This is a genomic window from Limosilactobacillus balticus (assembly GCF_014145615.1).
Classification (GTDB): Bacteria; Bacillota; Bacilli; order Lactobacillales; family Lactobacillaceae; genus Limosilactobacillus; species Limosilactobacillus balticus.
Genome location: NZ_JACIVH010000042.1, coordinates 1 through 25702, shown reverse-complemented (window position 1 = coordinate 25702; position 25702 = coordinate 1). Strand labels below are relative to the sequence as shown.

Sequence of the window (25702 nt, the reverse complement as noted above, 5' to 3'; positions counted from 1 at the left end):
GATGAATAATCATGGATAAATCACTTTCTAATTCGAAACAAAAAGTTGAAACGAAACAGGTTGATCTGGATACAGGGATGCCAGATTTACCAAAGAAAGAGCTATTTGCGATTACATTTGCTTTTCTGGGAATAAACATGGCTTTCTCACTGCAGAGTTCCCAGATGAGTCGGATCTGTCAAACGATTGGGGCCAATCCTAATAACTTAGGCTTCTTCTTCATTTTTCCACCATTGATGGGGATGATTGTACAACCGATTATGGGAAAGATGTCAGATCGGACCTGGAATCGTTTTGGTCGCCGATTGCCCTACCTATTATTTGGGACACCAATTGCGGCATTGGTTTTGATCATGTTACCGTTCTCCGGTTCCCTCGGCTTCGGCTATGGTTCAATGGCCGCGATGATTTATGCTGCGACGGCGGTATGTTTGATGGACTTATTTAGTAATATTTGTATGCAGCCATCACGGATGATTGTCGGTGACATGGTTAATAACAAGCAGAAGAACTTTGCTTGGTCATGGCAACAAGTCTTTTCCAATGGCGGGGGAATTTTAGCAACGATCTTACCATTTATCTTTACGATGTTTGGAATGTCCAATACTGCTAAACGAGGAGTAGTACCAAATACAGTTATCTGGTCATACCTTTGTGCAGCTGCGGTTCTCCTGTTCACTGGATTATGGACGGTCTTTAATGTTAAGGAATATGATCCGGAAACATATGCAAAATACCACCACATTGATCCTGAAGAACAAAACAAGTCAGTCAGCCTTTGGAAATTGATCAAGAAGGCACCGCGCGCTTTCTGGGAAATTAACCTAGTTCAATTATTTAGTTGGTTTGCGATCATGTATGTTTGGACATACACAACTGGCACCTGTGCTCGTAATATTTGGCATACGTCTGATGTAACTTCTGCTGGTTATCAGGCTGCTGGTAACTGGTACGGGATTTTAACTGCCGTTTACAGCATTGCCGGTATTGTCTGGGGCTTGATTTATGCCCATGCCAAGGCTGGTTCACGGAAGAAGTGGTACACGTTTGGAATGATTGTTGGCGGCTTAGGATTAATCTGGATGACTTTTGTAACAACTAAGACTACCTCAATTATCGCAATGATTATGTTTGGGATTGGTAACTTTAGCATCAACACGATTCCATTTACCCTTCTTACTTCATCTTTGAATGGTAAAAATGAAGGTGCCTACCTTGGACTCTTCAATGTTGGGATCTGTGTTCCACAAATTGTTGCCTCGTTATGTAGTTTCTTCCTCTTTCCCCTTGTTGGTCATAATCAACCAATGATGCTTTTGCTTGGTGGGATTTCCCTTCTTATTGGGGCTTTAGCTGTCCAAGCAATTCATGAAGGGGTAACGGTTAAAGAAGCATAACACTAATTAAATCTCCCCTTAAATATAGAATAGTTGAAAAGCGGGACTGGAAATCTATCCGGTCTCGCTTTTAATGATTATTTGATTGTTAAAAAGAAGGCAGTTATTATTTATGCCATTCTTCATCCCGCACAATATACTATATTAACGGAGCTCCAATGTATCAATTCCTTTGATCACAAAAAACGGACTATGTCAATAAGTCGGTTACTTCCATAAGAGGCGAATAACGCAGTACAAAATAATGACCTCCATTGCCCGGTAAAATAAATCGAACACTGAAGGTCTATTATTGCTTATGGAGGCTTAACTGAAGTCGCGGATTACTTTGTTTGAACTCCCATCAAAAAGTGGATATTAGATTAGAAATGCTGGAATAGATATTTTGTTGGTCATAATTAAGCTTGGTAAGTTTCCTTGATAAAGAGAACTGAAATTGCACCTAAGAGGGCAGAAATCCCAGTAATAAGCATCATGTTGACTTGGGAACTACCAAGTAATGGGAAGAGACCAAAACTAAGTAGGGAGGCAACCATTTGTGGTACACAGATTGAACCATTAAATAGGCCAAGGTAGGTACCCATGTGTTTACCAGACAAGGCATTTGTAACCATCGTTAATGGGTAGGTGTTCATTGAAGCCCAAGCAATTCCGATCAAAACGAAGGAGAAGATAAGGGCGTTTTGTGAATGGATAAAGAAGATTGATGTGTACCCAATAGCCCCGAGTAAAAGACTGAAAGCATAGCCAGCTTTGTGGTGGTTATTAGGAACTTTAGCTAAAACATATGACCATACAACGGCCGCAATTGATTGAACCGCAGTCATAACACCGTACCAGTTACCGGCAGCTTGGTAGGCAGCTGAAGAAGCATCAGTTGTTAACCAAACATTCTTAGCGATGGCCCCAACTGCATAAGTTGAAAGATATTGGAAAGAGAACCAGCAGAAGAATTGAACTAATGCGACATTCCAAAATACCCGTGGAGCGTGCTTTAAGAGAGTAAACCAGTTTCCGCCTTTTTTATTATCTTCCTCTGAAATGCCATGGTAACGAGCATATGTTGCGGGATCATATTCGTGAACCCGGAAGATAGTAAAGAGACAGGTGATAACTAGAATAACAGCTCCAACATAGAACGAAATTACAACTGATTGAGGAACAACACCCTTTTTAGCAGTATTTGATACACCCCACCATGTTAAGAGGAATGGGAAAATAGCTGCTAAAACGGCACCGGTATTACAGATTAAACTTTGAATCCCATATGCGTAACTCTTTTGGTCATCGTTAACCATATCACCAACCATCATCTTAAATGGCTGCATCGCCATATTTGATGAAAGATCAAGGAAGGCAACGGTAATAGCACCAAACCAGAGAGCCGCTAACGAACCGTATCCAAATCCGAAACTTCCGGAATTAGGCAGTAAAATCATAACGATAACGGCAATGACCATCCCGATTAACAGGTAAGGAAGACGTCGACCACCAAGCTTGGGCGCCCATGTTCGGTCAGAATAATAACCGATGATTGGTTGCACGATTAATCCTGCAAGCGGTGGCAGTAGGAAGAACCATCCTAAATTATTAGGATTAGCACCAATTGTTTGGAAAATCCGGCTCATTTGCGAACCTTGTAATGTAAAGGCGATTTGAACACCAAGGAAACCAAAGTTAATCATCCAGATGGTACTCTTTGGTAAGATTGGTAATCCACTCGTCGAAGTTTCTTGGTCTTGGTTAAGTACAACAGACTCATCTTGACTCATGAACAACAACTCCTAACGAAAAATGTATAAAATAATTGCAGTTTGAGCTAATGTAAGCTCTTACATGAATAATATAACAAACTTCTTATTTTTGTGCAACCGCTTGCAAAAAAATAAGAATAAAAAGTCGCAATCTGATTTAATGAAAGATAGCGACTTTTTAACGTTCTAATGATTTTTTGCCGAGGAGCCTTACACTATTTCGTGGTGTGATATGAACTGGGATAAATTGGGAGTCGTCATCGTTCAAGAGGCTCCTAACCGCGATTAGCCCCATTTGATAAAAGTCCTGAGTTACGCTTGTAATGGTTGGGATGGTGATATCACAGAGAAAGGTTCCGTCGATACTAATAAACGATAGGTCTTTCGGAATATTGAGTCCTAGTAAATGAGCCTCTCTGATCATCCCCACGGCCACCATATCGCTAGCGGTGATAATCGCATCAAGATCCTTGTTCATTAGTGTTTTGAGCATATTTTGTTGAGGGCCAAAACTGTAATCGCCATATTCAACCCAGTCCATCCGCGGTATCAATCCGTGTTCAGTCATTGACCGTTGGTAGCCGTGGAGTCGCTGCTTTCCAGTTGAGGAACGATCAATACCCGCTAACCCAATTCGGGAATGACCACGTTCAATTAAATAGTTAGTGGCTAAATAACCAATTTCCTCGTTATTTGAACTTGTAAATTTAAATCCAGTATACCGGGGATCAGCTTCGTCATAGACCGATACTAATCGGCAAGGGGTACTGCTTTCGCGTAAGGTACGAGCAGCTTGTTCATCGAGGGAGGTTGCAACCAACAGAATGCCGGCAACATGTCGTTCGAGGGCAACGCTAATTGCTTGATTAAGCAATCGAGCGTCATGATTCCCAGCGTAAAGGATGAACATTTGGTACCCCGCTTTGTCCGTTTCTGCTTGGATAGCGGCGATAATATCATTTGAAAAATTCGTTTGAGTATTATTTAAGATAACGGCAATTAACATACTACTGTTAGCAGCTAGTTCCGCCGCTGCAAGGTTTTTCTTGTATCCTAAGTCTTTAGCGATTGCTTCAATCTTAGCCGCAGTTTCGGGACGGTAGGATTTCGCCTTTTTGGATAAAACACGAGAAACAGTGGCCGTTGAAACATGGGCCCGTTGAGCAATATCTTTAATTGTTGGCTTCATAATCGGGCTTCCTTTATTATTTTCCTTATTAAATCTATTATAAGAAAACAACAACTTTTTGTAAACGTTTTCAAACAGGGCTTAATTATTATTTAAGCATATTAATCAAGAATGTTCGATAATATTGAAGACCGTTAATGTTGTTATCAGACCGATATATTAATCGAATAACGTATTTCTGTGACGAGATATTTTTAGAACTATGGAGACGACGAAATACAATCCACTCATTTGAAAATAGAGGAAGATTTTGTGGATAAAAAGCGATTGCTTGACCGAGTGCAACGAGGGTTTGCATTTGTTCAATAGTTCCGACTCGTTGAACGTTATATGCGTGGTTATGAGGAAGGGTGGCTAAAAAGGCGGATTGCAAATAAGTAGAACTTTCATTGCTATAGTAAAGAATTGCTTGTCCTAAAAGATCTTCAGGAGATATGTCTTCTTTTACTGCAAGAGGATGATCTTTACTCATTCCTAATACCATTTCTCCTTCTATTAAACTAATGTTATTCAATTCAGTATTAAGGAGATGTTCATGTGTTCCGTAATCGAGAATATAAGCACAATCAAGGATTCCCATTGTGACGTCGGCAATCAAATGTTCGACGCTTGCTTCTGTAACATGGAAATTGATTGGCTTATTTTTTGCTAATTTTTGGTACTTCTTGAGATGACTCGTGAGCAACCGTCCTTCAAAAGGAGAGAAGTACCCAATACGCAAATGCTGGAGATTGTTATTCGTTATGTCGTGCAGCTTGCCAATGCTATCGTTTAATTGATTAATAAGTTCGTTTGATCGTTGGGCAAAATAAATTCCTGCTTGGGTAAGCAAAATCTTGTTGCTTCCACGAAAGAAGAGTTTAATCCCAAGTTCATTTTCTAAATTAGTCATTTGTTTCGATACTGTTCGCTGTGAAATAAACTTTTGATCTGCTGCTTTTTGAAAACTCCCTAGTTGCGAAACGGCTAAAAAGGTTTCAAGTTGCTCGATCTCCATTTGCAAGGCCTCCTACCCGAAATATTATTGCGGCTATCATCTATATTACTCATATTAACATTTTCACAAAGGTTTTATAATAAAAATATAAAACAAAGTAAGAGGATGAAAACAATGCGAAATAAGAAAAAAGATTATGATGTTGTAATTGTCGGGTCAGGAGCAGCAGGAATGGCAGCCGGACTGACAGCAGTTCAAGACGGCCACTCAGCACTTTTACTCGAAAAAGGGAAGACAACTGGTGGAAGTACAAATTATACTGAAGGATTATTTGCGATTAACTCCTATTTACAACAAGAAAAGGGAATTAATATCAAAGCAACTGATGTATTAAGTGAAGAAGTAAACTATTCAAAATATAAGGCTGATTCCCGAATTTGGCGTAATTACATCAATAATAGTGCTGAAAATGTCCAATGGCTCCATGATCAAGGGGTTGAATATGAGGGAGTCCAAGCGATGGGTGCGGGTGAAGCAACTTGGCACATCTATAAGGGAATGGGCTTCGGCGTAATTCACGATGTTCTCCAACCTAAATTTGAACAAAACGGGGGCGAAGTACTTACTCTTGCACGCGCTGTTAACTTAGCTAAGAAGAACAATGGTGAATTTGAAGTAACCATTAGAGATAATAAAGCCAAGGAACGGTATAGGGTTAATGCCCGGGCAGTTGTTTTGGCTTCTGGTGGATATCTCAATAATTCACGTTTGATTAAAGAAGAAACTAGCTATGACATTAATCGACTTGTTCCAGTAAGTTCCGGTAAAGGCACTGGTGACGGACTAGAAATGGCTTGGCACATCGGGGCTCAGAAAAGCGGTCTTGGAATGGCAATGTTGTTTGGGGGTTACTTGAAAGATAAAGATGAACCTTCCTACAAGATGATGCCTTCACAGATGAATACCGCTGCTGGACAACAACCATTATTATGGGTTAACGAAAATGGGGAACGGTTTGTCAATGAAGAAGTTGTTTATAACTTCTCATTAGCAGGAAACGCCCTGTATACTCAAGCAAAAGTATTTAGCATTTTAGATCAGGCCGTCATCGATAAAATGGTTAATAATGGTAATTTTATGGGTCTTGGAATTTATGTGCGGCGTGGTCAAAAGATGGATAAACTTCAGGCAGAATTAGATAAAGCAGTTGCTGCAAACAAGTCATTTGTTTACAAGGCTGATACAATTGAAGAATTAGCAATAAAAATGGGTGTTCCAGTTGATAACCTTCAAAAGACAATCGCTCAATATAATGAATTTGCAGATAAAAGAACTGACGAAGATTTCGGAAAAGATCCACAATACATCCAAAAAGTGGCAACTGGTCCTTTTTATGGCTTTGAGTTAAACGTTGGTGCTTTCTGTACAATGGGTGGATTAAGAGTAACACCTGCTAATGAAGTGCTCGATACCAATTACAAACCAATTAAGGGCCTTTATGCGGCCGGTAATGATGCTTCAGGGCTAGTCGGCGATACTTATGGTCCCAATATGCCTGGAACTTGTGTTGGTTATGCATTCTACTCTGGTCGTAACGCAGCTCACCATATCAACGACTATTTAAAACAAAAATAGACCGAAAGAAAAATTCCTTTCAGCCTACCTAGCTACTATTTATTTCCGTTTCGTAAGGATAATTTTACAACTGCTTCACAACGAGCCGTTTGGGGCATCATGTCAATTGGTTGAATGTAGTCAACGTGATAGACACTAGTTAACCGCCGTAAGTTACGAGCGAGAGAAGCCATACCACATGAGACGTAGGCAAACTTTCGCGGCTTAACTTTTAAGATTTGCTTGATTAATTGGTCATCCAACCCTGTTCGTGGAGGATCAACAACAAGGGCATCAAAGTTGAGTCCTTCTTTTTGCCAGCGAGGAAGAACTTCTTCTGCTTTGCCAACTTCATATTTAGCATTAGTAATATTATTTAGCTTGGCATTTTCGTTAGCGTCAGCGACTGCCTCGGGGATGATTTCCATTCCGCGAACAGCTTTTACCCGCGATGCAAGGGAAAGACCGATTGTCCCGATTCCAGCATATGCATCGATTAAGGTATCGTCTTTGTCTAATTCAAGAGCTTTAGAAGCTTCTTCGTATAGTACCTCTGTTTGCTCAGGATTTAGCTGGAGGAATGAACGGGCTGAGAGTTTAAAATCAAGTCCCATCAAGCTTTCCAGAATTGAATCTTTCCCAGCAAGGTGGATCATTTTCTCACCCCAAACTAAAGGTGTATCACCAGAGTTAACGTTTTGCATAACTGAAACAACTGCTGGTAATTCTTTTTCAATGCGTTCAAGCAGTTCGCGTTTGTGCGGAAGTTTAGCAGAATTAGTAATGAAGGTTAATTGGACTTCCCCGGTTGACCATGATTCCCGAACGGCTAAGGTTTTGATGATACCGCTATTGTGCTTTTCATCATAAACTGGAATCTGCAAGTCTTCGATCATCTTCGTAACGGCTCGGACCGTCTCCATTGTCCGGGGCATTTGAACAGCACAAGTCTCCATATCAACAAGGGTATGACTGTTTGGCTGGTAAAGACCGGCCGCTACTTTGCCATTAACCATCCGCACCTGGAACTGGGCCTTGTTACGGTAACCGTATTCTTCAGGGGCTGCAATAGTTGGGCGAACATCGTAATTACGGTAGCCGTATGGTTGAAATTTTTCGAGACTATCGATGATTACTTGCCGTTTAAACTTTAATTGTTGTTGGTAAGCGAGGTTTTCAAGTTCGAAACCACCAGCGATATCAGCGTACTCATCTCGTGGCGTTACTCGATCCCGACTCTTCTTCCGGATCCGGTGAATTTTAGCTTCAAGATAGCGTGGGAGAACGCGTGTAACTTCCGCGACTACGACTTCATTTGGCAGGGCACCAGGGACAAAACATACCTTATGCTTATAGTAGCCGATCCCGTGCCCGTTAACGCCTAGGCGACGAATTGTGAGGGGGAAGCGTTTCCCAACCCATACATCAACATCTTGTTCATGTTGTTTAGTTTGTGTCATATTATTTCTCCGTTCTATTAATTCAATGTGTTTAATATTTTAGCACATCTCCAAATACTACTGGATAAATATGTCGGGGGTGAAGAATCGCGTAATTAATTCTCAGAATGATAACTTAGCCCAACTTATAATCAATTGTTATGGAAATAGTCAATTAAGTGTGCGTATTACTAATAATATGTTTTTTGAACGAGTAAAATATAGTAGAATAACAATGTGAAATGTTGCATAAATAACTTAAAGGAAGTGACACGTTTGAAAATTGCTGCAATTGCCGGATCAAATGCTAATCATTCATACAACCGGATGTTATTAGAATTTATTGCCCGTCATTTTAGTGATGATGATATTGATGTGATTGATATTCGTCAAGTGCCAATGTTTAATGAAAATTATAAAGGAAAGATTCCTGAGGTTGTTGCTGATATTGATCGTCGTGTTTCAAGCGCCGACGCTGTTATTATTGCTAGCCCAGAGTATAACCACTCCGTTACCTCTGCTTTAAAGAGTGTAGTTGAATGGCTTTCCTATGAAGTTCATCCGTTAGAAGATAAGCCTGTCATGATTATCGGTGCTTCTACCCATGCCCAAGGAGCATCCCGTTCCCAAGTTCAATTACGAGATATTTTGATCTCACCAGGTGTCAATGCTTATATTTTCCAAAATGAAGAGTTCTTTATGAGCGATGCCGCTCATATCATTGATAATGATGGCAACATTACTAATGAAACAACTATTCATTTCTTAGAAAAATGTATGCGTGAATTCAAACACTACGCTAAGGCAATCAATCAAATGGTTGCTGAAAAGAAGGAGGCGAACAAGTAATGAAAATCCTTGCTTTAGTCGGAACTAATGCCAATTTCTCATATAATCGGATTTTGCTTAAATACATGAAAAAGCACTTCCGTCAAATGGCTGATATTGAGATCGCTGAAATAAGCCAATTGCCAGCATTTAGCGTTGATACCCCTCTTTCTGAACAAACAGAGGTATGGAAGTTAAAGCAAAAGGTTAAAGCTGCTGATGGGGTTATCTTCTCTACTCCTGAATATGACCATGGTATTCCGGCAGCCTTGAAGAGTACGGTTGAATGGCTTTCCTACAAGACCGATGTGTTAAAGCACAAGCCCGTTATGGTTGTCGGTGTATCTTATGGACGGCAAGCTTCTGCAAGATCCCAAGTTCAAATGCGTCAGATTCTGGTTTCTCCTGATTGTGATGCTAACTTGTTGCCAGGAAATGAAGTTTTGATTGGTAATGCTAGCCATTCCTTCTCAAAAGATGGCCGGTTAATTAATGCGGAAGCCCGTGATAACCTTGAAAACTGCTTTACCCATTTTGTGGAATACATTCAAATTTTTGAAAATGTAAATAAGGAGGGACTGGATATGTCCATTAAACAACCAACGATCAGTGAAGCCTACATTAACTTCCCTACTGGTCGGTTGACATTAAAAGAAGTTCAACAAATCTTCAGTACAATCCCATTTGAAATTGATTTAATTGACAGTACCGACCATTTCGCATGGTTCTCTGACAAGCCAAATCGGGAACACGTTCGGAATGTAGCTTCTCTCGGGGAAACTGTTCAAGAATGTCATCCACCGTTGGCTGTTCCGGCTGTTATGAAGATTATTAACAGTTTCCGAAATGGTGAAAAAGACGTTGTTACCCGTCCATTATGGATGAATGGTCACCGTTCATTGATTCAATACTACGCTTTACGTGATGTTAATGGTCATTACCTTGGAACCATCGAATTTACTGGTAGTGTGGAATACATTCTTAACCTCTTCGAAAATGGTGCATGGAGTACTGATGGTAACACTGGTGCTTCTAAGCATGAAGATGCTAATGACAACAGTGAAGAAGCTGACAGTGTTGACGCATCAACTGGCGCTTCAGAATCAAGCGATGATGATAACACTGACAATGCTAGTGAAGTGGTTGCAACCCCAGCACCAGCAGCAAATAACGATACTGATGCGGACGCTACAACAGGCGCATCCGATGCGGGCAGCGTAGACGCAAATGATGATGAGGCAGATGCTACAACAGGTGCATCCGAGAACTAATTATGAATAATGAATTGATGGCGCAACGGCATGTGATGACTCATCACGCTCTCGGAACTCGTATAAATTTAACGATTTTTGGTAACGAATATTTTTCATTGTTAAAGAAATCGATGGACTTAATTGACCGCTATGAGGACCAATTAACAGTTAACCGTAATGAATCAGAAGTGATGTCGGTAAATCATGGTGCAGGGAAAACCCCGAAAATGGTATCGCCAACTACTTTTGACCTTATTGAGCTGGCAGTGAAATATAGTCGTGAAAACTTTGGCTTTAACGCTTTAATTGGCCCGTTAGTAAAACTATGGAAAATCGGTTTTGCGGGAGCACACGTGCCAAGTGATGCCGAGATTAAGGAGCGGTTAAAGTTGATCGATCCTTATAAAGTATTGCTAAACCGAGATGCGCGGACGGTATATTTAGAAGAGCCGGGGATGGAATTAGACCTTGGCGGGATTGCAAAGGGCTATATTGCTGACCGTATTCGTGATCTTTGGATTGAAGTTGGAGTTCCCGCGGGAATTATCGACTTAGGGGGTAACCTCTTATTTGTTGGTAAGTCGCCACGGCGGGATGATGGGCAGTGGATCATTGGTGTGCAGGATCCGCAATTACACCGTGGTGAAAACCTAGCAACTGTCCGTGAGCCTGCTTGTTCGGCAGTTACATCTGGAATTTATGAACGATTTTTGATCAAAAATGGTCGTCGTTATCACCATTTACTTGATCCTCGAACTGGGTACCCGTTAGAGACTGATTTGAGCAGCGTGACTGTTTTTACTGATCAATCAGTAATGGGTGAAATCGAGGCGAAGCGGCTTTTCTTCAATGGCGAACCAATCACAGATTGGGAAGCGCGTCCTGGCAACCGTGGCGCTATCTTTATTCATAATGATGAATCAATGGTAAATGTTGGTTTTGAATAAAATTTAATTTCATTTAAGCGTGGCTAAGCGAAATGCTTAGTCACGCTTTTTTGTTTATTTCATGATTAGTTTTTCATGCAATGGAATATTTTTGAAATTTCTCCTTCTTACTCTCACAATAGTTCTATAAATACCTGCGAGGCTTGCTGATTAAAAAAAAAAACGCATATAATTCATGGCGTAAACTAATAAATTAAGTTATAGGTTATTATTAGGAGGGGTAATTGTATGTTATCGAAGAATAATCGAAAAGAACAACTCCGGAAACAAGAGCCGAAAAAGCAACGTTTTGCTATTAAGAAGCTCACTGTCGGAGTTGCTTCAGTTCTTATTGGTTTTACATTTATGGGAATGAATGCTTCTGCTGATACAACTGCAGAAGCAAATAGTGAAGCTGGTAGTCAGCCAGTAGCAGAAGCGCAGAATAGTGCTTCTAATCAGACTAACAGTCAAGCAACATTGACTACCCCAAACTCACAGGGTACTCAATCAAGCGATAATCAAGCTGCTTCTGCTACACCTGCTTCAGAAACAGCGGCACAAAAGTATGAAAATGCTGTTTCTGATGCAATTGATCAAGCTACTAAGGCTGCAGCCGCAAAGATTGGTGACGCTTCAGTAACAACGCCAGCTTCATCTTCTGCTGCTTCAGTAAGTTCGGCAAATGATCAGCAGACGACTAGTTTTAATGTTAAAGCTAATGCGGACAATGTTAACGAACAAAACCAAGCTTCATTATTAAATGCTTCTTTTGCTCAAACGACATCTGCAGCAGCTCCTGCAGCTAATACGCAAGAAACTCAAAAGACTTTGCGGGGTACACAAACTCAAGATGTATCAGATTGGCAAGGCTTTGTTAACGCTATGAACGATTCTAGCGTTGGTACCATTAACTTAACTGGTGATATTACCGTTGCTAACAAGGGCACTAATGTTAATGGCCTTTCGCGTCCTAATCCTGTTGTTAACAGCGGAAAAATGAACTTAAACGGTTCTAACATTTCTGGTGGATTAATTATTGATGGGCAAAACCATACCATTAACTTCGGTACTAACTACCTTAGCTTTGACACAAATAATCAAAAAGATAGCACTCCATGGGATATTACTTTTAAGGATGTGACTATCAATGCCGATGGTTACGACAATTCCTGGAGCACTTATGGTGGAGCATTTAGTCCGATTTATATGGGCGGGGATGACATTAGCACAGATCTTCTTGCTAAGAATAAAGTTACTTTTGAAAATGTAACTGCTGATGTTAAGAATGGTGCGTTTTATAACACTACCATGGCAAAATTAACTGGAGATAATCCATATACTACAGTAACTTTCAAAGGTAACAATACAATTACGACTGAGGCTGTGAACGTTGATGGTAATCAACTTTATAATTATTCTAGTGCTATTTCAGCTTCACATATCATCTTTGCAGATGGCACTAATACTGTCTTTAATGTAAGTAGTGCTAAAACCAACAATGATCAAAATGCTGGTGGAAATATTTTACGAGCTAAAGTTGAAGACGATACAGATACTGCACCAGCAATTGATGTTCAACAAGGTGCAACTGTTACCCTAAATGGTAAATCTACTGATGTTAAAGGTATGCTTGTAAATAGTGCTATTACCGGTACCGTTCAAGTTGACGGTAATTTAAATGCCAATATGGCAGATGGTCACTCAATAGCTATTTGGGCTGGTAACTTAAACATTGGTAAGACTGGTGCTGTTACCATTAACACTAAGCAGAGCAATGATGGTAGTGGTTCAAACGGTGTAACTAATTATAATGGTTACCACTTTGCACCAATTTCGCTAGGTGTTGGTTTTGCTGCAAATGTCACTAATGCTGCTTCGAATTTATTAGATAATGCAGGTAAGTTGACAATTATTAGAACTGGAAATGGTAAATCTACATCCCCATTAATTTCATTTGGATCTGGAAATGGTACAGGTTCTATCTTTACTCTAAATGTTCAAGATGGAGCTACTTTAGATTTACAAGATGATGCTACTTCATCAATTTCAGGAGATTTTACTAATACTCCTAATATCGGTGAAATAACTATGTGGGGAAGCGGTAATGGTAGTGCAAATAGTTCTAATACAATTAACATTACTAATCCAGCCTATGTAAACTTGCAACGGACAGGTAGTCAAACTGGTACCTTGTTACGTCTTGAAAACCAAGTAAACCACGTTAATATTCAAAGCAATGGTAGCAATAATCCATTACCACTAGCTCAATGGGATGAAGGAAATTACAATAATCCATCATACTATTGGTATATTAATAATCTTGAAACTCAAAATAACTGGGGTAACAACTCAATCAGTGGTTTTGCTGGACAAGGACAAACACTTGGTGAAAACAAAAATGGTGAGATTAAGTTTCTTCACTCAAACGGTACTGTTACCATGGGTGGTAGCCAAGCTGGATTGAATCAATATCAATACACTAACGGTACCATTACTCAAGGTCAACCAAATCCAGGTGTAGATTATGAGACACCATACTTGAATCGTTTCTTAAATAATTTTAATTGGTGGACTCCACAACGAGTTTCTATGGGTACTAATCTAGAAACTAAAGTAACACCAACTGATGCCGAAAAATACCAACCAGTAGTTCAAACTATTGATGGTAATACTAACCAAACTTTAAGTGATTTAATTGCTAAAGATGGTATTAAAGGCTTACTTTCTAGTGATGGTACTGTAACTACTGATCTTTCTTCTGTTAAGAACGTAAGCTGGTATGATGCAGCTACTGATGCTACTGAATGGAAGACTGTCATGGGCGATGAAGCAGAACCAACTAACCCAACGGGTGATTTAAAGACTACTGATAAGTCAGCTTGGGCAAAAGTAACCTATACTGATGGATCCATTGACTTTGCAAATATTCCATTGAATATTACTGAACCAATGGCAAATCTTTACACTCCATCATATAAACCAGTAACTGTTGAACAAGGTCAGACTGCAACTGGTGACCCATCATTTACGGATCAAGATGGTAAGGATGTCACTGCTCCAGCTGGAACCACCTTTACTACAGGTACTGCTACGCCAGATTGGGCAACTATTGACCCATCAAATGGTACTGTAACTGTTAAACCAAGTACCGATGTAACTCCAGGTGCTTACAATATTCCAGTAACTGTAACTTACCCAGACAAGAGTACTGATGAGACTACTGTACCAGTCATTGTTACTAAGGCTGGTCAAACAGTAACTTGGGGTGATAAAGGTGCAATTATAACTACAGTTGATACTTCTGGGCTTAATGCTCATGAAACTACTGAAAATTCAGAAGTTCTTTCTGCTGGTGGCGTTGTAACTGCAGAAGGCTATACTTTAACTGACGGTAAGCTTTCAACTACTGCTACGCCAATTACGATTGATCCATCAACTGTTAGCTGGACTACAACTCCAGATACTAATGTTGATAAAGCAACTGCAGCTGGTAAGGAAATCACTACTAGTGTTAATGTTGACCTTACTAACAATGATGCCGCTAATAACATCTTAGGTTCAAAGAATGGTGTTGTAACTACTAACCCATTTACTATTGATGCAAAGGGTGCTGGTGCTAATAATGTCGCTACTCCAGTTAATGTGGCACTTGGCTCAGCCTTAACTAATGAACAATTTAATCAATTAGTAGATAACAAAATCCCAACTGACGAAATTGCAACTACTACTTGGGCAACTAAACCTGATGAACAAGGTCAAGGCGGCGTAATCAAGATTACTTTTAATGATAAGGATGCTAATGGCAATCCAACTTACTTGAACGTTGACATTCCAGCAAATTCAATCGAGGTAACTACTGATGCAGAAACCAATACTCCACAAGGGCAAGATGTTTCAACTAAGGTTGGAGAAGTTCCTGATGCTAAAAAGGGCATTAAGAATGCAGATACTTTACCAAATGGTACAACTTATACTTGGCAAAACACTCCAGATACAACTACTCCAGGTAAGAAGCCAGCTGTCATTGTCGTAACTTACCCAGATGGTTCTAAGGACGAGGTTCCAACTAATGTAGTTGTTAATGCTAAGCCAGAGATTAAATCAATTACTACTACTGTTGGCGGTGATCCAGTTGCTACTGAAGGTATCGCTAACTTGAATAATGGTGGTACTACTCCAGTTGACGGTTATCCATTAGCTGCAACTTGGACGATTAAGCCAGATACTTCAAAGCCGGGTGCAACTACTGGTACGGCGACTGTAACTTATCCAGATGGTACTACTGAAACAGTAACAATTCCGGTTGCTGTAAATGGTCAAGGAGATGTTACTGTTATCGATAATGGTCATGTCTTCAGCCTTCATGCCAATAATGTTGTAACTCACAAGACCTCAGATAAGAACATTATCGGTGAACCAGTAATTGAAAACTTCAAGTTAAGTTATTACCAAGGTGGTCAAAATTACAGCAAGCCATACATTTACACTTTGAATACCGACAAGACTGCATATGTTCTTACCCAAACTGGTGATAATCCAGCTGGTGTAACTGTTGATGCTCCACAATCTATTAATGCTAGTGACATTAAGATTAGTTGGACTGCCGATGGAACTGTTCTATTCAATAATGCATTAGGTGCAATCAAAGGTAATGGTCAACCATCAAGCTTAGCCTCAGACAACAATGGTGGTACTAAGACAATTGAATACACTAACTTGACGAATGATCAATTTGGTTATCCTAAGTATTCAGCTGTTGTTGACAGTTCAAGTGTAAACTGGCCAATTTATGGTAAAGGCCCAGTGTCAACTTACCCATTCCCATCAGTTTACATTTATGGTGCAGAAGCTAACGGTACTATTCCAAGTGTTAACTCCGATGTTACTGATTTGAAGGTTGCTTTAGGGGACGCTTCAAAGCTTGTAAATACTAATGATTTAACTGCTGATCATAATTCTGAAATTAGTTCAGTTAACTGGCAAACTTTACCAAGTCTTGCTGAAGCTAATGCTAAGGCTCCTGCAACAGTACGAATTAACTTCACTGATGGTAGTTACCTTGATGTTCCAGTAGCTGTAAATGTAATCAAGGTTGATCAAGGTGTTGATAACAAGACTAACCACGACATTTATCGTGATATTACTCGGACGATTACAGTGGAAGGTGAAAGTGCCCCATTTGTTCAACACGTAATTTACAGTCGCGCTAAGATAACTGATCTTTCTAAGCCAGCAGACCAACAAGTAACTTACACTAACTGGGTAGCTGCTAAGAATAGTGAAGGTCAACCAGTAACTAACTTCCCACAATATGAAGTAACTAAACCTGGCTACACTGCTACTGCAACTGGTGCAACTATTGAAACTGTTGATGGTCAACAATATGTTCCAGCTTCAGGAACTATTACTGAAAATTCACAAAATGAAACTGTTAATGTAACTTACACTGCTAACGAACATACTTTAGTAATTAATTATGTTGACGGTAATGGCACTGTGATAGGTACTTACAATGTTTCTGGTAAGACTGGCGAAGCTGTTAATGTTGATGTACCTGGAAATGTTCCAACTAACTGGAAACTAGTTCCACATCAACAAGTTATCGGATCTTACACGTTCGGTTCAGATGATCCACAACCTGTAAACTACAAAGTTGAACACGGTACTGAAAATGTTCCAGTTGATAAGAATAACAAAGACACTTACCGTGAAGTAACTCAAACTATCCAAGAAGTACCAGCTGGACAAACTGAAACTAATACGGTAAGAAGCGTTACTATTCCATTCCAACGTACTGGTGTGAAGGACTTGGTAACTGGTGATATTACTTGGAATGCATGGCAAGGTCCAGAAGGTACAGTAGATAAGAATGGTGTACCTACCTACACTATTTCTGCATATACTATTACACCACAAAAGGGTTATGACACTTACGTAAATGGTATTAAGAATACTGACAATCAAATTCCAGCTGTTGATGTAACTGCTGATTCTGCAAACATCACTGATACCATTACTTATGTAAAGCAAAACTCAACTCCAGTACCATATGATCCTTCAAGCAAGGATATGAACATGTCAGTAACTCGTACTATTAACTATGAAGTACCAGCCGGACATGATGCCATTGCTCCAGTAACGCAAACCGTAGAATACACTCGTGATGTTAACGGTGTAGCTGGTTATCAAGACCCAGTCAATGGTGATATTACTTGGAACGCATGGCATGTGAAGGGTGGGGACGGTCAATTCCCATCAACTGGTGTTACCCAAATCGCCGGCTATGATTCATATGTAGATGGTGCAAAAGCAACGGAAGTACCAGCAGCTCAAGTAACTGAAAAAGATGGAGTACCACAAAATGGCGCTACTGTGAATGTTAGCTACAAGAAGACTACGCCTAGTCAAACTGATGCTGACAAGTACACCCCAGAAGGTCAAACTGTTAATACTACAGTTGGTGTTGTTCCAGAAGCTGAAAAGGGAATTAGTAATACTAGTGACCTTCCTGCTGACACTAAGTACACTTGGACAAACCCAGATCAAGTAGCACAGGATGTCAAGAAGGCAGGCACTTACCCTGAAACCATTACCGTAACTTATCCAGATAACTCAACTGATACAGTTACTGTAAATGTCAATGTTACTGATAATCGGACCGATGCCGACAAGTACACTCCAGCAGGCCAAGATGTTCATACGACAGTTGGTAATGTCCCAGATGCTGGTGAAGGTATTAGCAACACTGGTGATTTACCAGAAGGCACTACCTACACTTGGAAGACTAACCCAGATGTAAGCAAGCCAGGTACAGTCGATGGTACAGTTATTGTAACCTACCCTGATAAGTCAACTGACGAAGTACCTGTTAAGGTTATTGTTACTGAAAGCACAACGCCAGTTCCTTACACCCCAGGTAAGGAAGGGATCAACGATGAAATGAACCGTTACGTAACTCGGACTATCATCGTTGAAAATCCTGATGGTACTAAGATGCCAGTAACCCAAACTGTCCACTTTACTAATGAAGATAAGGATGGCAACAGTGGTTACGAGGATGTGGCAACTGGCAAGATTACTTACAATACGGAATGGCATGTTGCTGGTGACCTGAACGCTACAACTGGTACTTGGGCTAAGTACGATGCACCAGCAGTAAAGGGCTACACCGCAAATCCAGCAAATGTTGCTGCTGAGACTGTAAATGCTAATACACCAAATCAAAGTGTAACTATCGTTTATCACAAGGATGGCAGTACCCCAATCAAGTGGAACGGCACAAATGATAACATGTATCGTGAAGTTAGCCGGACGATTGTGGCAAACATTCCTAATGCTGATTCAGAATCACAAACGCAAACAGTTAAGTTTACTCGTGAAGATAAGGATGGCAATGCGGGTTACCAAGACCCTGCAACGGGCAAGATCACTTGGAACGCATGGCATGTAGTTGATAGTGATGCTGCAACTGGTACATGGGCCCGATACAATGCACCAGTAGTAAAGGGCTACACAGCTAACCCAGCAAGTGTTGCTGCTGAAACTGTTAACCCAGATACCAAGAGCACTACTGTTGAAATTAACTACACTACAAACTCAACTGACGCAGATAAGTACACGCCAGAAGGCCAAGATGTGAACACTAAGGCCGGCGTAGTACCAGATCCAGCCGATGGGATTAAGAACAAGGGCGACTTGCCAGCCGACACAAAGTACACCTGGAAAGATACGCCTGATGTAACAACTGAAGGTAATAAGCCAGCCACGGTTGTTGTAACTTATCCAGACGGTTCTAAAGATGAAGTTCCAGTAACGATCCACGTAACTAACCCAACAACCGATGCTGATAAGTACACTGCTGATGGTGGAAACATCACTGTTGACAAGGGCCATGTATTGACACCAACCGATGCAGAGAATGCGATTGTAAATCACTCTGATTTGCCAGAAGGGACTACTTACACTTGGAAGTATGCTCCTAATACCAATACTGTTGGTAACAAGAATGGTATTGTAACTGTCACTTATCCAGATGGCTCTGTTGATGAGGTTCCAGTAATGGTTCACGTAACTGATGATGCTGATAAGTATGCACCGGAAGGTCAAACCATCACTATTAAGAAGGGTGATCCCGTTCCATCAGCTGAACAAGGAATTAAGAATGCTTCTGAATTACCAAGCGGTACCAAGTACACTTGGGATGTTGCCCCAGATCCAGCTAAGGTTGGCTCGCAGCCAGTAATTATTACTGTTAACTACCCAGATGGTTCACAAGACCAAGTTACAACAACAGTTATCGTTACTGATACGACAACGCCAAGTGAAACAGATGCTGATAAATATAATCCACAAGGCCAAGTAGTTAACGTTGATCGTGGTGCTAAACTTCCAGATGCTAGCGAGGGGATTGCTAATAAGGATACTTTGCCAGATGGTACTAAATACACTTGGAAGAATGCGCCAGATACTTCAACTACTGGTGACAAGCCGGCTGTAATTACAGTAACTTATCCAGATGGCTCAAGTGAAGATGTTCCTACAATTGTTCATGTCAACCCAACTGATGCGGATAAGTACACTCCACAGGGTCAAAACATCACAGTTGATAAGGGTGCAAAGGTTCCAGATGCTGCCGCTGCAATTACTAACAAGAGTGAATTGCCAGCTGGTACCAAGTACACTTGGGAAACAACTCCAGATACTAATAAAGTTGGTGTTCAACCAGCAGTTGTTGTTGTTACCTACCCAGACGGTTCACAAGATAATGTACCAGTCATTATTACGGTTAAGAATTCAGAAGCTCCTCAACCAGGAACTACGACTGATGCTGAGAAGTACAATCCAGAGGGTGGCACAATTGTTGCAAAGCTTGGTGAAGACTTAGCTAACGACGCACCACAAGGTATTGTTAACAAGAACATCTTACCAACTGGCACTAAGTACACTTGGACAAATGGCACGCCATCTACAAGTCAAGCTGGCTTGAGCATGCATTACGTAACGGTAACTTACCCGGATGACTCAAGTGAAGTTGTTCCGGTATATGTAAATGTTACTAGTGATGCCGATAAGTACAGCCCAGAGCTGCAAACGGTTACTGTCAAGAAAGGCGAAACTCCAAATCCTGCAGATGGCATCAAGAATAAGGGAGACTTACCAGGTGACACCAAGTATACTTGGAAGACTCCTGTTGATACAACAACTCCAGGTGATAAGCCAGCAGTTATCGTTGTAACCTACCCAGATGGCTCAAAGGACGAAATTCCAGTAACCATCCACGTAACCAACCCAACAACCGATGCAGATAAGTACACACCAGAACCGCAACCAATTACTACTCCGGAAGGTAAGGTTCCAGATCCAGCAGACGGGATTAAGAACAAGGCTGATCTCCCTGATGGCACCAAGTACACTTGGACAAACCCAGACCAAGTAGCACAAGATGTCAAGAAGCCTGGTTCACATACTGAAACAATTACTGTTCGTTATCCAGACGGTTCAGAAGATACGGTTACAGTAACTGTTAATGTTCCCGCACCTGAGGGACAAAATATTACAACTGATCAAGGTAAACTCCCTAACCCTGCAGATGCAATTAAGAACAAAGATCAGATGCCAGATGGAACAACTTACACTTGGAAGCAAGAGCCTGATGTTTCTACTCCTGGTGATCACACTGGTGTAGTTGAAGTTCACTTCCCAGACGGAACTACCTATGAAGTAACTGTTAATGTTCATGTAGATGCTATAAACCCCGATAATGGCGGAAACACGAACTTCGGTAATGGTTCAATTGATCATCAAAACGGTACTGAAATTAATAACGGTTCAGTAATCGAAAACGTAACTGGTCAAACACAAAATAGTGCAACTAACAGTACTAGCCAGCAATCAGCGAAGACATTGCCACAAACTGGTAATGATTCTTCTAAGTTCAGTGCATTAGCCGGCTTGAGTCTTGCTGCTGTTGCAAGTCTCTTCGGCTTCGCGGGTCACGATAAGAAACGCAAAGCTGATAAATAATTAAGATAACATCATTTCTCTCCCCCCTGAAAGATATAACTTAATTAAAAGTGCTGAACTAAAGAAGTGCGAACGCTCATCAAAATGGTGAGTGTCCGCACTTTTTTGTTTTTCGTCAAGAGACCCTATGTTATCCTCTGACGAATAGAAAGTTGGAACGCCTTGGCCTAATAACTATGTCCAAGACGCTCCGACTTATGTTTATAATGTTGATTCTTTATAAATATTTTATTGATATGTTTATTTTGCTTTAAGGTGTATACAACATATGCTGATAAGTGTTAATAATTTAAAAAATACAACAAAAGAATTAAGATTAATAGTGTTAATGGTTTATATATTAGTACGACATTTTTTAGGAGGGGTAAATTATGTTGTCAAAGAATAATCGAAAAGAGCGGTTTTGGAAACAAGAACCAAAAAAACAGCGATTTACAATTAAGAAACTTACAGTTGGCGTTGCATCGGTACTTATAGGATTAACATTTATAAGAATAAATGCTTCTGCTAACACAACTACAGAGACGCATAGTAACACTATTAATCAAGAAGTGGTTCAAACAAATATTGATTCAAAGGCATTAAGTATATCAAATAACGGAGAAACTAACCCAGCCGACTTAGTTACAAATAATACGGTGTCAAATGCTGCCAATAATCAAAATTTGGTAACGAGTCAGGGAATTGATCAAAATAAAATTGCACAAAATACGACTACAGAGCCTGCGCAAAATAGTCAAGTTCAATCAGTCAGTGACTATTCTCAATTCTTGACCGCTTTACAAAATAAAAATATAAGTACAATTACCTTAGATAAGAATATTGATTTCAGTAATGCTAATTTAAATAATGGTAGCTATCAGGATATAAACAACTATGGGATTGCTCGTACAGTAACAATTGATGGTCAAAACCAATATGCTTTAAATATGGGGAATAACTACATTGATCTTGACAGTAATACTTACTATGAGCCCAATGCAAGTAACCCTACCCGCAATTGGAATGTTATTTTAAAGGATTTAAATCTTCAAACAACTAGTGGATATGGTCCATTTTGGTTTAACAGTGCTACTTCTAACGACAGTACATTGACCTTTAATGGAGTTACAACCAGTGAAGATTCAGGCCAATTACTTAATAATTCAACTGCTTCCTCATATCCCAATGTCAATGTTAATTTTGAGGGACAGAATAAATTACAAGGCAGTCTAAATAATTCAAATATTACTAGCTCAGCTTTAATTCAAGCAAATAATGTTAACTTTAGTAATGGCTCTACTGTATTTACTGCAAATAATGATAGTTCAAGTGATTTAGCTAATATTCAAGCTTCAGGTAATGTTGTAATAGAGAATGGTGCCAATGTTGATTTCAACAGTGCAGCTACTTCAAACATGGCCGGCATTTCGTTTTCTGTTGGTGGCGCTGGCAGTCAAACTATTGATAATGCAACATCAGGCGTATTACGGTTAATGCCTAATGGCCAAGTAACAATGGAGTTAGGTTCTGGAGCTTCGATGGGGGTAAATAATGCAAGTAATCTTGATTTGCAAGATAATGCATCATTAAAAATTATTACTAGTAAAATGAGTAATACAGGTTTTCGTTCTGCTGGTGTGGTTGGCTTAGATTATGATGGAGATACGGAGAATAGTACAGTAAGAATTAGCCCTAATGCCTTACTTTCTATCATTAGGACTAATGTAAGTGATTCTGATTCGCCATTGCTTGCGATGGGACCGAATAGTGGAACTGGTCAAATTTATCATCTAGAAGTAAATGGTGGTAGTTTGAATTTGCAAGATTCTGCTTACTCTTCTTATTTACCATCTTCTTATACACTCTCTAAAGATGATTATAGTGACGGTTGGCCAGCTATTTTAACGATGTGGGGAACAAGTAGTCAGAACTATCTTAACTTCAATAATGCAAAATTAGTTAATTTACAACGAACTACGCCTAACAAACCAGGATATTTAATTAAAACTGAAGGCGCAGGAGATGTTGCTTCTCACCAAACCCACATTGTAATCAACTCAGCTAATAGTACGTATAATACTCCATTAACTATAATTCCTGCTGGTGAAACTGAGCCGGTAACTTGGAATATTAAATACTTAAATAATACTAGTCAGGGTGGAGACTACGCTTATGCCTTTCGTTCATATCGCGACTTTGGCGACTGGAATAATGAAGGCTCTGAATATATGAATGGATCGGTCAATGATGATACTCCAGCTAAAGGTGTTAATGAGGTTGTATTAACACCGGATGTTTCTGATCCAGGTTCAAATAGCTTCTCTAATGGCGCGGTTGTACCTGAAGGCAATGAAACTGAAGCCTCAAAAGCATTAAATAGTTTTATTAATCACTTTAGTTGGTGGAATACTTCAGGTGTTAAATTTGGTTCAAGTTTGGAGGAAAATAATCAATACACTCCATCATATAAGCCGGTGAACGTTGAACAAGGTCAAACTGCAACTGAGGACCCAACATTTACTGATCAAGATGGCAAGGATGTCACTGCTCCAACTGGAACTACCTTTACCACTAGCACTGATACACCAGATTGGGCTACGATTGATCCGTCAACTGGTGCTCTCACTGTTAAACCAGGTGCTGAGGTAACCCCAGGTGCTTACAATATTCCCGTGACTGTAACTTACCCTGACAAGAGCACTGATGAAACGACTGTGCCGGTAATTGTTACTAAAGCAGGTCAAACAGTAACTTGGGGTGATAAGGGTGCAGTTGTAACCACAGTTGATGCTTCTAACCTTAACGCTCATGAAACTACTGCCAATTCACAAGTTTTATCTGCTGCTAGCGTTGTAACTGCAGAAGGCTATACTTTAACTAACGGTAAGCTTTCAACTACTGCTACGCCAATTACGATTGATCCATCAACTGTTAGCTGGGCTACAACTCCAGATACTAATGTTGATACAGCAACGGTAATGGGTAAGAAAATCACTACTAGTGTTAAGGTTGACTTTACTAACAATGCGACAGCAAAGAACATCTTAGGTGCAAAGAATGGTACTGTTACTACTAAATCATTCACGATTGATGCGAAGGGAGCAGGTGCTAAGAATGTAACTGCGCCAGTTAATGTTGTCCTTGGTTCAGACCTGACGAACGAACAATTTGATCAATTAGTAGATAACAATATTCCGACAAAGGAAATTGCAAGTACTACTTGGGTAACTAAGCCAAATGAAAATGGTCAAGGCGGCGTAATTAAGATTACCTTTACTGATAAGGGTGCAAATGGTCAACCAACTTACTTAAACGTTAATATTCCAGCAAGTTCAATTAAAGTAACCGTTCCTACTGAAGTGGTTCCGGTTGATAAAAATAATAAAGATACTTACCGCGAAGTAACGCAAACTATTTACAAAATCCCAGCAGGTAAGCCTGAAGCTGATAAGATTACTGTCAGAACTATTACTGTGCCATTTCAACGTACAGGTGTGAAGGACTTAGCAACTGGTCATATTACTTGGAATGCATGGCAAGGTCCAGAAGGCACGGTAGATAAGAATGGTGTTCCGACTTACCTTATTCCTGCATATACTATTACTCCACAAAAGGGATACAACACCTATGTAAATGGTGTAAAGGATGACGCTAACCAAATTCCAGCTATTGAAGTGACTGCTGCTTCACAAAATATTAATGATACCATTACTTATGTAAAAGAAGGCGCAACTCCAGTACCATACGACTCTTTAAACAAGGATATGAATCTGGCAGTAATTCGTACTATTAACTACGAAGTTCCGGCAGAACATGCAGCGATTGCTCCAGTAACGCAAACTGTAGAATACACTCGTGATGTTAACGGTGTTGCAGGTTATCAAGATCCCGTAACTGGTGAAATTACTTGGAATCCATGGCATGCTAAGAACGGTGAAGCACAATTCCCAACAATCGAAGTACAACAAATTAATGGTTACGATTCTTACATTAATGGTATGAAAGCAACCGAAGTTCCAGCAGCTCAAGTAACTGAAAAAGGTGGTATTCCACAAAATGGCGCTACTGTAACTGTAAGTTACAAGAAGACTACTCCTTCACAAACTGATGCGGATAAGTACACACCAGAAGGTCAAACAATCAATACGAAGGCTGGTGTAGTTCCAGATCCAGCTGACGGGATCAAGAACAAGGGCGAGTTACCAGCCGGTACAAAGTACACGTGGAAGGATACGCCAAATGTAAGTACCGAAGGAAATAAGCCGGCAACGGTTGTGGTAACATACCCAGATGGTTCCAGGGACGAAGTGCCAGTCACAGTTCATGTTACAAAGCCAAGCACGGCAAGTGATGCGGA

Annotated in this window: 11 protein-coding genes; 7 read left to right on the top strand and 4 right to left on the bottom strand. The window is 40.2% G+C overall.

From position 1 onward, the window contains the following. Positions 1-11: 11 nt before the first annotated feature. Positions 12-1397: an SLC45 family MFS transporter gene (locus H5S10_RS00965; RefSeq protein WP_182588422.1), complete on the top strand. Its 1386-nt coding sequence runs from the start codon at positions 12-14 to the stop codon at positions 1395-1397. Between the two features lie 398 nt (positions 1398-1795). Here H5S10_RS00965 and H5S10_RS00960 read toward each other — a convergent pair whose 3' ends face one another. The 3 genes from H5S10_RS00960 to H5S10_RS00950 form a co-directional block, all read right to left on the bottom strand. Further along, on the bottom strand, positions 1796-3169 hold the full coding sequence (locus tag H5S10_RS00960) for an SLC45 family MFS transporter (protein WP_182588421.1): 1374 nt from the start codon (positions 3167-3169) through the stop codon (positions 1796-1798). A gap of 160 nt (positions 3170-3329) precedes the next feature. Next, on the bottom strand, positions 3330-4340 hold the full coding sequence (locus H5S10_RS00955; protein ID WP_182586163.1) for a LacI family DNA-binding transcriptional regulator: 1011 nt from the start codon (positions 4338-4340) through the stop codon (positions 3330-3332). Positions 4341-4428: 88 nt separating this feature from the next. Continuing rightward, positions 4429-5337 carry a LysR family transcriptional regulator gene (locus H5S10_RS00950; RefSeq protein WP_182588420.1) on the bottom strand — a complete coding sequence of 303 codons (909 nt, stop codon included), beginning with the start codon at positions 5335-5337 and terminating at the stop codon, positions 4429-4431. Positions 5338-5451: 114 nt separating this feature from the next. Here H5S10_RS00950 and H5S10_RS00945 point away from each other — a divergent pair, with 114 nt between their 5' ends. Continuing rightward, positions 5452-6912, top strand: a complete 1461-nt coding sequence (locus tag H5S10_RS00945; RefSeq protein ID WP_182588419.1) for an FAD-dependent oxidoreductase — start codon at positions 5452-5454, stop codon at positions 6910-6912. Positions 6913-6947: 35 nt separating this feature from the next. On the opposite strand, the gene rlmD is transcribed toward H5S10_RS00945, so the two are convergent. Further along, a complete protein-coding gene (gene rlmD / locus H5S10_RS00940) occupies positions 6948-8351 on the bottom strand; it encodes a 23S rRNA (uracil(1939)-C(5))-methyltransferase RlmD (RefSeq protein ID WP_182588418.1) in 1404 nt (467 codons plus the stop codon). A 255-nt stretch (positions 8352-8606) separates the two neighbouring features. Here rlmD and H5S10_RS00935 point away from each other — a divergent pair, with 255 nt between their 5' ends. From H5S10_RS00935 to H5S10_RS00915, 5 genes are all read left to right on the top strand, one after another. Next, entirely contained in the window at positions 8607-9179 is a 573-nt protein-coding gene (locus H5S10_RS00935) for an NADPH-dependent FMN reductase (RefSeq protein ID WP_182586165.1), read from the top strand. Continuing rightward, entirely contained in the window at positions 9179-10429 is a 1251-nt protein-coding gene (locus tag H5S10_RS00930; RefSeq protein ID WP_182588417.1) for an NAD(P)H-dependent oxidoreductase, read from the top strand. Before H5S10_RS00935 ends, H5S10_RS00930 begins: the two co-directional genes overlap by 1 nt. Positions 10430-10431: 2 nt before the next feature. Next, positions 10432-11358: an FAD:protein FMN transferase gene (locus H5S10_RS00925; protein ID WP_182588416.1), complete on the top strand. Its 927-nt coding sequence runs from the start codon at positions 10432-10434 to the stop codon at positions 11356-11358. 228 nt (positions 11359-11586) lie between these two features. Next, the gene (locus H5S10_RS00920) at positions 11587-21363 is read left to right on the top strand and encodes a Rib/alpha-like domain-containing protein (RefSeq protein WP_182588415.1); all 9777 of its coding nucleotides are present in this window, start codon (positions 11587-11589) and stop codon (positions 21361-21363) included. Between the two features lie 371 nt (positions 21364-21734). Next, positions 21735-25702, top strand: a 3968-nt coding sequence (locus tag H5S10_RS00915) for a Rib/alpha-like domain-containing protein (RefSeq protein ID WP_182588414.1), incomplete at its 3' end; no start/stop codon positions are given.

Excerpts from the sequence above, each read along its gene's own strand:
- H5S10_RS00925 (WP_182588416.1), top strand. The coding sequence starts at position 10,432 with ATGAATAATGAATTGATGGCGCAACGGCATGTGATGACTCATCACGCT.
- H5S10_RS00930 (WP_182588417.1), top strand. The coding sequence starts at position 9,179 with ATGAAAATCCTTGCTTTAGTCGGAACTAATGCCAATTTCTCATATAAT.
- H5S10_RS00960 (WP_182588421.1), bottom strand. The coding sequence starts at position 3,169 with ATGAGTCAAGATGAGTCTGTTGTACTTAACCAAGACCAAGAAACTTCG.
- H5S10_RS00965 (WP_182588422.1), top strand. The coding sequence starts at position 12 with ATGGATAAATCACTTTCTAATTCGAAACAAAAAGTTGAAACGAAACAG.
- H5S10_RS00955 (WP_182586163.1), bottom strand. The coding sequence starts at position 4,340 with ATGAAGCCAACAATTAAAGATATTGCTCAACGGGCCCATGTTTCAACG.
- rlmD (WP_182588418.1), bottom strand. The coding sequence starts at position 8,351 with ATGACACAAACTAAACAACATGAACAAGATGTTGATGTATGGGTTGGG.
- H5S10_RS00945 (WP_182588419.1), top strand. The coding sequence starts at position 5,452 with ATGCGAAATAAGAAAAAAGATTATGATGTTGTAATTGTCGGGTCAGGA.
- H5S10_RS00920 (WP_182588415.1), top strand. The coding sequence starts at position 11,587 with ATGTTATCGAAGAATAATCGAAAAGAACAACTCCGGAAACAAGAGCCG.
- H5S10_RS00950 (WP_182588420.1), bottom strand. The coding sequence starts at position 5,337 with ATGGAGATCGAGCAACTTGAAACCTTTTTAGCCGTTTCGCAACTAGGG.